The 12,540-nt window shown below is 59.4% G+C and carries 11 protein-coding genes; all 11 read right to left on the bottom strand.

Annotated elements, in window-relative coordinates; all coding sequences use genetic code 11:
* Positions 1 to 25 precede the first annotated feature (25 nt).
* Entirely contained in the window at positions 26 to 1,702 is a 1,677-nt protein-coding gene (locus RIN49_RS25620) for a ribonuclease J (RefSeq protein WP_309122971.1), read from the bottom strand.
* Between the two features lie 241 nt (positions 1,703 to 1,943).
* Positions 1,944 to 2,834, bottom strand: a complete 891-nt coding sequence (gene dapA / locus RIN49_RS25625; protein WP_309122972.1) for a 4-hydroxy-tetrahydrodipicolinate synthase — start codon at positions 2,832 to 2,834, stop codon at positions 1,944 to 1,946.
* Between the two features lie 93 nt (positions 2,835 to 2,927).
* Positions 2,928 to 4,142, bottom strand: coding sequence for an aspartate kinase (dapG, locus tag RIN49_RS25630; RefSeq protein WP_309122973.1), 1,215 nt, complete (start codon positions 4,140 to 4,142; stop codon positions 2,928 to 2,930).
* Positions 4,143 to 4,197: 55 nt separating this feature from the next.
* The gene (locus RIN49_RS25635; protein WP_309122974.1) at positions 4,198 to 4,794 is read right to left on the bottom strand and encodes a dipicolinate synthase subunit B; all 597 of its coding nucleotides are present in this window, start codon (positions 4,792 to 4,794) and stop codon (positions 4,198 to 4,200) included.
* Complete coding sequence (gene dpsA, locus RIN49_RS25640) at positions 4,791 to 5,690, bottom strand: dipicolinate synthase subunit DpsA (protein ID WP_309122975.1); 900 nt, start codon at positions 5,688 to 5,690, stop codon at positions 4,791 to 4,793. The genes RIN49_RS25635 and dpsA overlap by 4 nt, the downstream gene beginning before the upstream one ends.
* 170 nt (positions 5,691 to 5,860) lie before the next feature.
* Positions 5,861 to 6,313: a dUTP diphosphatase gene (gene dut / locus RIN49_RS25645; RefSeq protein WP_309122976.1), complete on the bottom strand. Its 453-nt coding sequence runs from the start codon at positions 6,311 to 6,313 to the stop codon at positions 5,861 to 5,863.
* Complete coding sequence (locus RIN49_RS25650) at positions 6,291 to 7,562, bottom strand: M16 family metallopeptidase (RefSeq protein ID WP_309122977.1); 1,272 nt, start codon at positions 7,560 to 7,562, stop codon at positions 6,291 to 6,293. The genes dut and RIN49_RS25650 overlap by 23 nt, the downstream gene beginning before the upstream one ends.
* A 57-nt stretch (positions 7,563 to 7,619) precedes the next feature.
* Positions 7,620 to 8,657, bottom strand: coding sequence for a polysaccharide deacetylase family protein (locus RIN49_RS25655; protein WP_309122978.1), 1,038 nt, complete (start codon positions 8,655 to 8,657; stop codon positions 7,620 to 7,622).
* A gap of 142 nt (positions 8,658 to 8,799) precedes the next feature.
* On the bottom strand, positions 8,800 to 10,938 hold the full coding sequence (pnp, locus tag RIN49_RS25660; RefSeq protein ID WP_309122979.1) for a polyribonucleotide nucleotidyltransferase: 2,139 nt from the start codon (positions 10,936 to 10,938) through the stop codon (positions 8,800 to 8,802).
* A gap of 204 nt (positions 10,939 to 11,142) precedes the next feature.
* Positions 11,143 to 11,412, bottom strand: a complete 270-nt coding sequence (gene rpsO / locus RIN49_RS25665; protein ID WP_138193905.1) for a 30S ribosomal protein S15 — start codon at positions 11,410 to 11,412, stop codon at positions 11,143 to 11,145.
* A 160-nt stretch (positions 11,413 to 11,572) separates the two neighbouring features.
* Positions 11,573 to 12,538, bottom strand: a complete 966-nt coding sequence (locus RIN49_RS25670) for a bifunctional riboflavin kinase/FAD synthetase (RefSeq protein ID WP_309122980.1) — start codon at positions 12,536 to 12,538, stop codon at positions 11,573 to 11,575.
* Between the last annotated feature and the right edge of the window lie 2 nt (positions 12,539 to 12,540).

Consider the following 12,540-nt stretch of genomic DNA (forward strand, 5'->3'; position numbering starts at 1 on the left):
GGTGACTTCAGCAACGGGGAAAACGTTACACTTCCATGATGATCGGCAAAATCATCGGTCTTCTTCTGGTTTGTTCATATAAGAATCGTCCGAGTGCATCCCTGACTTGCGTCTTCAACGAAGCCCATTCGTTCACGTTCTCGCCCATCAGACGAGCCAGCGTGTTGGACACGATCTTGTTCGCTTCCTCTAACAGGCCTTCGGATTCGCGGACGTACACGAAGCCGCGGGAGATGATGTCCGGGCCGGAAATAATCTTCCCTTCCTGCTTGCTGAGCGTCACGACGACGACGAGAATGCCGTCCTGCGATAGAAGCTTCCGATCGCGCAAGACGATGTTCCCTACGTCGCCGACGCCGAGTCCGTCGATCAGCACGTTGCCGGCCGGAATCTTGCTGCCTCTGCGCGCGATGCCGTTCTGGATCTCTACCGTATCTCCGATGTCGAGAATGAATGTATTCTCCCGTTCGACGCCGACGGATACCGCTAAGTTCGTATGCTGCTTCAGCATCCGGTACTCGCCGTGGATCGGGATGAAATACTTGGGCTTCATCATGTTAAGCATCAGCTTCAGCTCTTCTTGGCTGCCGTGCCCGGATACGTGAACTCCCGTAATCGTGCCGGGACCGTAAATGACGTTCGCGCCGAGGCGGAACAGCTCGTCCACCGTGCGCCCGACGTACCGTTCGTTGCCGGGGATCGGAGTAGCCGCGATAATGACCGTATCGCCGGGAAGAATGTCCAACTTCTTATGCGTGGACCGTGCCATACGCGTCAAGGCGGACATCGGCTCGCCTTGGCTGCCCGTAGACAAGATCACGACCTCGTCGGCCGGAAGGCTGTTGACCTCCTCCGGTTCGATCAACATGCCTTCCGGGATGTCCAAATATCCGAGCTCATTGGCGATCGTCACGACGTTCACCATGCTCCGGCCGATGACGGTTACCTTCCGGTTCGTTAGCATCGCGGCTTCGAATACTTGCTGCACGCGGTGAATGTTCGAGGCGAACGTCGCGACGACGACGCGCTGCTTCGCGCGCCGGAACACTTCGACGAGCTCTTGTCCGACGGACTTCTCCGAAGGCGTGAAGCCGGACCGTTCCGCGTTCGTGCTCTCCGACAGCAGGCACAAGACGCCTCTGCTGCCGAGTTCGGCCATCCGATGCAAGTCCGCGTACTGCTGATTGACCGGAGTAAAGTCGAACTTGAAGTCTCCCGTATGAACGATCAGGCCTTCCGGCGTGTCGAGCGCGACGCCTACCGAATCCGGAATGCTATGGTTCGTCCTGAAGAACGACGCAGTAATGGAGCCGAGATTCAGCTCGGAGTCGGGATGAATAAGAATGCGCTTCGTCTCGCCGAGCAAGTTCGCTTCCTTCAGCTTGGCTTCGATCAAGCCGAGCGTCAACTTCGTGCCGTACACCGGAACGTTCAGATGCTTCAAAATGTAAGGCAAGCCGCCGATATGATCCTCGTGTCCGTGCGTAACGAGAATCCCGCGCACCTTGTCCCGGTTCTCGGTCAAATACGATATATCCGGGATGACGACGTCGATGCCGAGCATATCTTCTTCCGGAAACTTCAGACCGGCGTCGATGACGACGATATCGTTGGCATATTGAACTACGTACATGTTTTTACCAATTTCGCCTACGCCGCCAAGGGCGAAAATGGTGACTTTCTCAGAACTCTTCTTAGACAAAAAGGTAACCTCCTCTAATGGATTGGCGACGATCTATATGAATACAAACCATGCCGAGCAAAATGTAAGGAAACAGGAAATCCGCACCAAGTCACTTAACGTTCATTATACATGATCAAAAACGCGAAACACAAGTCGCCTGCGTCCCGCCGCCGGTATCCATAGAATGTCCAGCGCTAACGAAACGATGCCCGCCGCGTCCTCTCCCATAAAGGGAAATAACGCAAGCGGGCATCGTCGATTACCCCTCGTATGAAGCGACCAAAGCGTCGATGAAATTCGCTTCTTCCGGCGTTACGCCGACCAACGGAAGCCGAACGCCGCCGCAATCGATTCCTCGATGCTTCATCGCATATTTGACCGGCACCGGATTCGGCACGCGATGCGGGCAGAAGAACATGCCCTTGAACATCGGCGACAGCCGAAGGTGCAGCTTCGACGCGCGCTCCGGCTGCCCGGATACGTGAGCGTCGATCATCTCGTTCATCAACTTGCCGACGAGGTGACTCGTCACGCTGACGATCCCGTACGCGCCGATCGACAGCGCCGGGAGCGTCAGACTGTCGTCGCCGCTGTACAACTTGAATCCGTCCGGCGCTCCCGCGAGAATGGCCGACATCTGATCCAGGTCGCCGCTCGATTCCTTGACGGCGACGATGTTCGGAATGTCCGCCAACGCCAGCATCGTCTTGGCTTCGATATTGACGCCCGTGCGGGACGGAATGTTATAAATCATAATCGGCAAGCCGACGGACGACGCTACCGCGCGGAAATGCGCCGACAGCCCGTCTTGGGACGTACGACTGTAGTACGGCGACACGAGCATGATCGCGTCTACGCCAAGCTTCTCCGCTTCTTGGGACAGGTGAATGGAATGCGCCGTGTCGTTGGAGCCGGTGCCCGCGATAATCTTCGCTCGTCCGTTCGCCTGACGGACGGCGAACCGGAACAACTCCAGCTTCTCCTCGTCGGTGAGCGTCGGGGACTCGCCCGTCGTTCCTGCGATTACGAGTCCGGTAGACCCCTGCTCGTCGATCAAGTAATCGATCAACTTCGCCGTCTGATTCCAATCGATCTTCAAGTCGCCGTCGAACGGCGTCACCATGGCAGTTAACAATCTTCCGAAATCCACTCTCGTTCCTCCTCGCCGCCACTCGTCCGGCCGCGCTGCGTTCTCAATTGTTCCCTATCATACGAAGGATATCGAATGATGTCAATTCGAAAATTACGCGTGCAATCGAAACTTCCGATGCAGCGCGTTGACCGCCTTCACCGTATCCGCGGAACGGACGAGTACCCAGATGGTCGTGTTCGAGTCGGCGGATTGCAGGATACCGACCTCTTCCTCCGTCAACGCCTCTATAATCATCGCCATGACGCCGGGAACGCCGTTCATCCCGCCGCCGATGACGGACACTTTCGTACAATCCTTGACCGCATGAGGCTCGTACCCGAGCTGCTTCAGCAAGCCGATCGCCCGCTCGGTTTCCGCATCGTATACGGTGTACGCGACGCCGGACGGGTTGACGTTAATCAAATCTACGCTGATGCCGTTCTCCGCCATCGTCTTGAAGACACGGAGCTGCAAGTCGTATTGGCCTTCCGCGGCGTGCACTTGAATTTGAGAGACGTTCACGGAATGCGCGATACCGGTGATCAAACGGTCTTGGACATGCCCTTTGCCGCGAAGCACAGACTGCCCGGCGACGAGCGTCCCGAGCCCGTCGGAGAACGTCGACCGGATGCGCACCGGGATGTCGGCTTCCATCGCGATCTCGACGGCTCTCGGATGAATGACCTTGGCTCCGTTGTTGGCCATATTGCATATTTCCATATAACTGACTTGATCGAGCGGCTTCGCGTCTCCGACGATGCGCGGATCCGCCGTCAGCACGCCCTCTACATCGGTGAATATATCGACGTACTCGGCTTTGAGCGCGGCGCCGAGCGCCGTGGCGGACGTATCGCTGCCGCCTCGTCCGAGCGTCGTGACGTCGCCGTTCGGCGCCGCCCCCTGAAAGCCGGTGACGATCGCGACCTTGCCCTCCTTCAGGATGGCCAGCAGCCGCTCCGTTCGGATGTCGGTAATGCGAGCGTTGCCGTATTCGTCCGTCGTCTCGATGCCTGCCAGCGCGCCCGTAAGCGCGACCGCGCCGATTCCGCGGGACTGAAGCATGGCGCACAGCGTCGCGGCCGAGATCGTCTCGCCGCAAGCCATGAGCAAGTCGCGCTCCCTGCTTGCGAGCGAGCCCCCGTTCGCATCGATTAAGCCGAGCAGCGAATCGGTGGCGTACGGGTCGCCGCGCCGGCCCATGGCCGACACGACGACGACTAGCGCGTATTGCTCTTCGAGCGCCCGACGAATATGTTTAATGGCATGTTCTCTGGCTTCTGTGGTAGAGAGGGACGTACCTCCGAACTTCTGAACCAAGATGCGCATAATACGACCTCCGGGAATCGACTCGAATAATTAATGACATGAATCGTTCGCATGATTAAGAATATAAAAATCTTTCGATCAGCATCGGCTGCAGCTGCTTCCCTTGCAGCGCGGCTTCGCACGTCTCCATGATCAAATCCATGCGGGCGACGAGCGAATTCGGCTTCGCCTGCGGATTATCTTGGCCGAAGGGAACGAAATAGATGTTCTTCGTGATCAACAGCTTCGCGATGTTCGCGCTGTTCAATCCCAAGCCGTCGTTCGTCGAAATCGCCAGCACGAGCGGCCGGCCGTTGCGCATCTGCGCCTTCGCGGCCATTAACACCGGGCTCTCGGTCATCGCATTCGCTAGCTTGCTAGTCGTATTGCCGGTGCACGGCGCGATCGCCATTACGTCCAAAAGCTTGGCCGGACCGAGCGGTTCGGCGTCCACAATTGAGGCAATAATATCATTTCCGGTCAGGTCTTTCAACTGCTTCTGCCAGTCCGCGGCCTTGCCGAATCGCGTATCCGTCATGGCAACGGAATGCGAGATGATCGGCACGACGTTCGCTCCGGCGTCTACGAATCTCTTGATTTGCGGCATGACTTCTTCCAGCGTGCAATGCGAACCCGTCAACGCGTATCCCACCGTAATTCCGTTCCAATTCATGCTTCATTCCCCCGTTTCGCGGTATCTTCCATAATCAGTTGACTGACGACCGCCGCAATGATGCGTCCCGCCGTCTTCGGAGCGACGATGCCCGGCAGCCCCGGCGCCAGCAGCGCCTTGACGCCGCGGCGCTCGGCGAACCGAAAGTCGGTCCCTCCCGGCTTCGACGCGAGATCGATGATGACCGCCCGCGGCGGCATCGCCGCGATCACCCGGGCGGTAAGAATCGGCGTCGGAACCGTGTTGAAGACGATATCCGCATCCCCGACGTGCTGCTGCAGCTCCGACGTATGGAACGGCTGAAAGCCCATTTCGTACGCTCTGGCGTAATGCTCCTCCTTCCGAACGCCGACCAGCACCCTCGCCCCGAGCCCTTGCAGCGTTCGGGCCATCGTCATGCCGGTTCGACCGAAGCCGAGGACGAGCGTATTCGAACCGTGGATCGTAATATCCGTGTTCTGGATCGCCAGCAGGAGCGCGCCTTCCGCTGTTGGAATAGAATTGTATATCGCCACATCGTCGCGTTCGAGCAGCTCGATCAAGGCGATGCCATGCTGCTGGCAGAGATTGCGTAAGTACGGCTTCGCGAGCCCGGCGTATACCTTGGCGCGCTTCGGCAGCCGCGCGAGGCAGGCGTCGGTGAGTCGCAGCTCCTTCGAGGTGAATACGCCCTCGACTCTCCCCTCGTCGTCCGTCCCGACCACCGGCAGCAGGACGGCGTCCAAGTCGGCGAACGCGTCTTCGGTGAGCTCCGCATGCGACGCGCCGTTGAACGTCTGCTTCAAATTATCGAAGCCGATCAACGTCACCGTCGCATCCAACTCCGTCAGCCGCTGGATCACCTCCAGCTGACGTGCGTCGCCGCCGATGAAAGCAACCTGGGTTCCGGTTAGCATTGCGAACACGCTCCTTTCGGTTGCCATGAAATATAGTCATATCCTATGACACCCGCCTAGATTTGGTTACAATGCGACGCGCTTCCCGCCGAACGTTGCTTTATCCATAGGAAAAGCCGACCGGCCTCAAAGGGCCGATCGGCTTCACGAACGATGCGTGTTATTCGATTTTAAACGCCGGTATGGCCGAAGCCGCCCGCGCCGCGCTTCGTCTCGTCCAGCTCCCGCACCTCGGACAAATCGATGTCCGGCACGGTCTGGAACACCATCTGCGCGATTCGCTCTCCGCGGCGGACGACGAACGGCTCTTGTCCTAAATTGACGAGCAGCACCTTCACCTCGCCGCGGTAATCCGCATCGATGGTTCCCGGCGTGTTCAACGTCGTGATGCCGTGTTTGTAAGCGAGTCCGCTGCGCGGCCGAATCTGCGCTTCTACGCCGTTGGGCATCGCGAGCGCGAAGCCGGTCGGCACGAGGCGCCGTTCTCCGGGCGGAATCTCGAGAGGCTCGGACACCGCGGCGTGCACGTCGTATCCGCTCGCTCCCGCGGACATCTTCAGCGGCAGCGGCACGTCCTCCGCCCCCGGCATTCGTTTAATCTCAACCTTGAACGGCTGCAGCATACCGATCTCTCCATTTCAACAACGGTTTGTCCGATCCGCCGACCATCGCGGTCGCGCACGGTCCGCCGAACATGCGGGAAGCGAGCGCCCGCACGTCGTCCATCGTCACCGATTCGATTCGCTCGATCAGATCGTCGAGCGTGAATTGCCGGCCTTGCATCAATTCGTTCTTGCCGTTGCGCGTCATTCGGCTGCTCGTGCTCTCCAGGCCGATAATGAGGCTCCCCTTCATCTGCTCCTTGCCCTTGCGAAGCTCTTCCGGCAAGATGCCGTTGTCCCGCACGTCCGCGATGACGCCTTGAATCAGGTCGAGCACCTCCGCCGTCTGCTTCGGCGTCGTTCCCGCATAAATCGTAAACAGTCCGCTGTCCGTATGCGACGTGTGATACGAATAAATCGAATACGCCAATCCGCGCTTCTCGCGAACTTCCTGGAACAAGCGCGAGCTCATCCCGCCGCCGATCGCGTTGTTCAGGAGGATCATCCCGTACAGCAGCGGATCGTCCTGCGAGAGACCGGGCATCGCGATGCAAATATGGTTCTGCTCGGTTTTCTTCCGCAGATGCTGATGTCCGCCGGAGAACGCCGGCGCGACGGAAGGCTCCGTCGCGCTCGGCCGGTTCGGCTGCGCGGCTCCGCCGAAGTGACGTTCGAACAAGTCCATCATCGATTCGCCGATATTGCCGGCGGCGCTGATGACGATCGCGTCGCTGCCGTAATGCGTCTCGATGAAGCGGCGCAGATCGTCCGACGACATCGCGGTCAGGTTCGGCTCCGTGCCGAGGATCGGCATGCCGAGCGGGTGATCGCCGTACGCGGCCTTCGCGATCATATCGTGGACGATGTCGTCCGGCGTATCCTCGTACATCGAGATTTCCTCGATGATGACGTTCTTCTCTTTCGCCAGATCGTCCCCGGCCAGCTTCGAACGAAAGAACATGTCCGCGAGCACGTCGACGGCGATCGGGACGTGCTCATCCAATACCTTCGCGTAGTAGCATGTATATTCTTTGGACGTGAACGCGTTGACGTTGCCGCCGATCCCGTCGAAGACGTCCGCGATATCCTTGGCGCTGAACCGTTCCGTTCCTTTGAACAGCATGTGTTCGATGAAATGCGAGATCCCGTTGTTGGCTTCCTTCTCGTTGCGGGACCCCGTCTTGACCCAAATGCCGAAGGAGACCGAGCGGCTTGTCGGCATATTCTCCAACACGACTCGGATTCCGTTACTTAACTGCCTTCTTTCCACCTGTTCTCCCCTCGCTTCCGCCTTCCGTATGACAACTGTTCCTGAAGATTGATATTATCAGAAACCCGTCGGCGTCTCAACCGTCAAGGCCGGCGACGGCGAGATCGTCTCGGAGACGGTGCCGAGGGCGTAGCCTTGCCGCTTCGCCTCCTGGATCATTCCGCGCAGCGCGCCGCTCGCGCTTTCCGTAGGATGCATGAGAATCAGGGACCCCGGTTCGAGACGCGCGGCGACCTTCCGTACGATCGTCTCCGCCCCGGGTTCTTTCCAGTCGATCGTGTCCAACGACCATAAAATCGTACGAAGTCCTAGATCGTGCGCGACCTTGACCGTATTCGCGTCGAAGTCGCCGGACGGCGGCGCGAACAACGTCCCCTCGACGCCCAGCGTCTCCTTCAGCAGCTTCTGCGTATCCAAGATTTCCTTCCGCACCGCCTCGTCGGACAACTGACTGAGCGGCGTCTTATGCCAATACGCGTGGTTCGCCAGCTCGTGCCCTTCCGCGGCGATTCGCTTCGCCTCTTCCGGATGCGTCTTCAGCCACGACCCGAGGAAGAAGAACGTCGCTTTCACGTTCTCGTCCCGCAGCGTCTTCAGCATGCCGGGCAAATTTTCTTCCTTCCATGCGACGTTAATCATAAGCGACACCATCGGCTTGCGCGGATTGCCTTTATAAATCGGGAGCGGCCCCAAATCGTCCAACGTCACCTTCGCGGGAATCTCCCGAAAGACGAACGGGATCGGCTCCTTGCCTCCATTCTTTACGGCGGCTTCGAACGTCGCGTCGACGTCCACCTCGCGCCCGTTGAGCGCCGGAATCGCTTTCCACACCGGATCCTCTTTAGCGTCGATCGGCTCCGTACGGAGCTTCTCGGCGGCCGCGGCCACGCGATCGTACAATGCCCGGCGTTCCGGGTCGAGCTTCGCCGGATCGACGTCGAAGGTCGTGCCGCCGGCCGACTCGCCGACGACCGCCGCCGGATTCGGCTGCAGGCCGGCTACCTGATGCGCGATCGTCCCGGACCGGCTGACGGCGACGAACGCGAAGGCGAAAAACGCGACGACGACGAACCCCTTTTTCCACATCCCGTTCATTCGGACTCTTCCCCTTCCTCCGCGAACGCGGCAGACGGCTCGCGGACAAACTCTTATCCTCAAATGTATGCAATAAAAAAAGAGACAGAACGTGATTCTGACTCTTTCCGTTTCATGCTTATTCGGTTGTATCGACTTCCGGTTATTGCCCGACCGTCGTCTTGCCGTCCGAAGCCGCTCCGCCTTCCGCGACCAATACCGCCTTGCGGGACAAGTTGACGCGGCCCTGCTGATCGATTTCGGTCACCTTGACGGTAATCGTATCCCCGATCGCCACGACGTCTTCCGTCTTCGCTACGCGCTCGGTCGACAGCTGGGAGATGTGTACGAGACCTTCCTTGCCCGGCAAAATTTCGACGAACGCGCCGAACTTCTCTACGCGCTTCACCTTGCCGAGATAGATTTCGCCGACGACGACTTCCTTCACGATGCCTTCGATGATCGCCTTGGCTTTGTCGTTCGCCTCCGCGTTCGGGGATGCGATGAAGACGCGGCCGTCCTGCTCGATATCGATCTTGACGCCGGTTTCCTCGATGATCTTGTTGATCACCTTGCCGCCCGCGCCGATGACGTCGCGAATCTTGTCCGGATTGATCTGCATGACCGTGATCTTCGGCGCGTACGGAGACAGCTGCTTCCGGGGCTCCGAGATGGCGGCCAGCATCTTGTTCAGGATGAACATGCGGCCTTCCTTCGCTTGCGCCAACGCTTCGCTCAGGATGTTCCGGTTGATGCCGTCGATCTTGATGTCCATCTGAATCGCCGTTACGCCTTCCGCCGTGCCCGCCACCTTGAAGTCCATATCGCCGAGATGATCTTCCATCCCTTGGATGTCCGTCAATACGGTGTAATGCTCGTCGTTCTTGATGAGACCCATCGCGATGCCCGCGACCGGCGCCTTAATCGGCACGCCTGCGTCCATGAGCGCCATCGTGCTCGCGCAGATGCTCGCCTGGGACGTCGAGCCGTTGGACTCCAAGCACTCGGAGACGAGACGGATCGTGTACGGGAACTTCTCTTCGGACGGGATAACCTTCGACAACGCGCGCTCGCCGAGCGCCCCGTGGCCGATCTCGCGGCGTCCCGGCGGACGAAGCGGTCTCGCTTCCCCGACGGAGAACGGCGGGAAGTTGTAGTGGTGCATGAACCGCTTGCGATCCTCGAGGTCGAGGCCGTCGAGAATTTGCTCGTCGCCGAGGGCGCCTAACGTGCAGACGCTGAGCGCCTGCGTCTGGCCGCGCGTGAACAGGCCGGACCCGTGCGTTCTCGGCAGAATGGCGACGTCGCAGTCGATCGGGCGGATTTCGTCGATCTTCCGGCCGTCCGGACGCACCTTGTCGACGGTGATGAGGCGGCGTACTTCCTCTTTCACGATGTCGTACAGCACTTCCTTGACGTCCTTCAGCTTCGCCGCATCGCCGGCGTATACTTCCGCGAAGTGGGTCGTCGTCTCTTCGTTGATCGCGGAAATCGCGTCGCTGCGTTCGTGTTTTCCTTGAATCTTGACCGCTTCGATCAGACGGTCCGATGCGTAGGCGCGAACCGCGGCGTTCACTTCCGCGTCGACCTGATGCAGCTTCACTTCCATCTTCTCGCGGCCCGCGAGGCCCACGAACTCTTCTTGCAGCGCGACGATCTTCTTGATTTCTTCGTGACCGAACATGATCGCCTCGAGCATGTCCTCTTCCGGCACTTCGTTCGCTTCGGCTTCGACCATCATGATGGCGTCCTTCGTGCCGGCTACGACGAGGTAGATGTCGGATTTGTCTTCTTGCTCGACCGTCGGGTTAATGACGAATTGTCCGTCCACCCGACCGACGATGACCCCGCCGATAGGACCGTCGAACGGTACGTCGGAGATGCTGAGCGCCGCCGAAGTGCCGATCATCGCCGCGATTTCCGGCGAGCAGTCTTGGTCCACGCTCATGACGAGCGATACGATCTGCACGTCGTTGCGGAAGCCTTCCGGGAACAACGGGCGGATCGGACGGTCCGTCAGACGGCTGGCGAGAATCGCTTTCTCGCTCGGGCGTCCTTCGCGCTTGATGAAGCCGCCCGGGATTTTCCCGACGGAATAGAGTCGCTCTTCGTAGTTCACGGTGAGCGGGAAGAAATCGAGGTCCTTCGGCTCGGTCGAAGCCGTGACCGTGGAGAGCACGACCGTCTCGCCGTAGCGGACGAACACCGCGCCGTTCGCCTGCTTCGCGAGGCGGCCCGTTTCCAACGTCAGTGGCCGGCCGGCCAAGTCCATCTTTACTTGCTTTACGTTACCGGATTCCATACATTGCCTCCTTCGTTTCGATCTATCATACATTCTGCATCGTATGTATTATTTCCTTCTTCAGCCAAATCATTTCATCCAACCCCCGCGCGCGACAAAAGAAAAAGCAACCGAACTCTCGCGAGTTTCGGACCGGAAGGCCGGTCCGAGAACGAGAGACGGTTGCTTTCGGTTGTGCGCTTGCGTTCGGTTGGGTCCTATCCCTTAGCGTCTCAGACCGAGCTTTTCGATCAAAGCGCTGTACCGTTTCACATCTTTGTTCTTCAGGTATGCGAGCAGCTTGCGGCGCTGGCCTACCATCTTGAGCAAACCGCGGCGGGAGTGGTGGTCCTTCTTGTGCTCCCGAAGATGTTGCGTCAAGTTGTTGATGTTTTCGGTAAGGATAGCGACTTGCACCTCCGGGGAACCCGTGTCCGTGTTATGGACCTTGTGCTCCTCGATCAGTTGCGTCTTGCGTTCTTGAGTCAATGCCATCCTTCGTCACCTCCTTCGTATGATCCCCGATTGCCTAGCCGTCCGTCGGTGAGTCGGATCGCCAAGCAACGGTTCGTTCGTCGCCCGCGCGGGTGGTAACACTCGCGATTCGAACAACGTCTCGTAGTATATCATACATAATAGCCTAGATTCAACGATTTTATGCTTGGGCGCCGATTCTCCGTTTCGCCTCTTGCATATCGCGTCCGATCTGCTCGATGAGCGCCGCCACGGAATCGAACTTTCGCTCGTCCCGAATGCGCGAGACGAACGAAACCGTTAGACGCTGCCCGTACAGATCTCCCTCGAAGTCGAATAGATGGACCTCCCAGGTCGGTACGGGGAGCGCGCTGTGGAACGTCGGCTTCATGCCGACGTTCATGACCCCGGCATACGTCCGTCCCGTCGAAGGCCCCGTCTCGATCGTCGCGTTCACCGCGTATACCCCGTTGGCCGGCTTCACGGAACGAGCGTCGATCGACAGGTTCGCGGTCGGCACGCCGATCGTGCGCCCTCGGCCGTCGCCGGTCACGACTTCGCCGGAGACGTCGAAGGGCCGTCCGAGCAGCTTCAGGGCTTGTTCGACGTCGCCGAGGGCGAGCGCCTCGCGAATGAGCGTCGAGCTCACCCGCTCGTCCTCGACCCGATACGGCTGAACGATCTCCGCGTCGAATCGGCCTTCGCCGAGCTGCTTCAGCAGCGCGGACGTGCCGAGTCCCCGGTGGCCGAACGTGAAATTAAAACCTACGGCGACAGACTTGACGCGCAGCGGCACGAGCACTTCATCCACGAACGCTTCCGGGGAAAGCGCCGCCAGCGTCGTCGTGAAGGAGACCACGTATACCGTATCCAGTCCGAGCTCGCGAAACCGCTCCAGCTTCCGGTCCAACGGCGTGATCGAAGTCGAATACGCCTTCGCCCCGAGTACCTCCCGCGGATGCGGGTGGAACGTCATGACGGAGGCCGCGAGCCCGCGTCTCCGCGCCGCGTTCACCGCCCGGCCGATCACTTCGCGATGGCCGAGATGTACGCCGTCGAAATCGCCGATCGCCATCGACTGTCCTTCGGCCGGCACGCTCTCCAACGCGTGCGCGGGCACCGGATATTCGAGATTTACGATATTCATGC

This window comes from Paenibacillus sp. (genome assembly GCF_031177825.1).
In the GTDB taxonomy this organism is placed as follows: Bacteria; Bacillota; Bacilli; order Paenibacillales; family YIM-B00363; genus Paenibacillus_AE.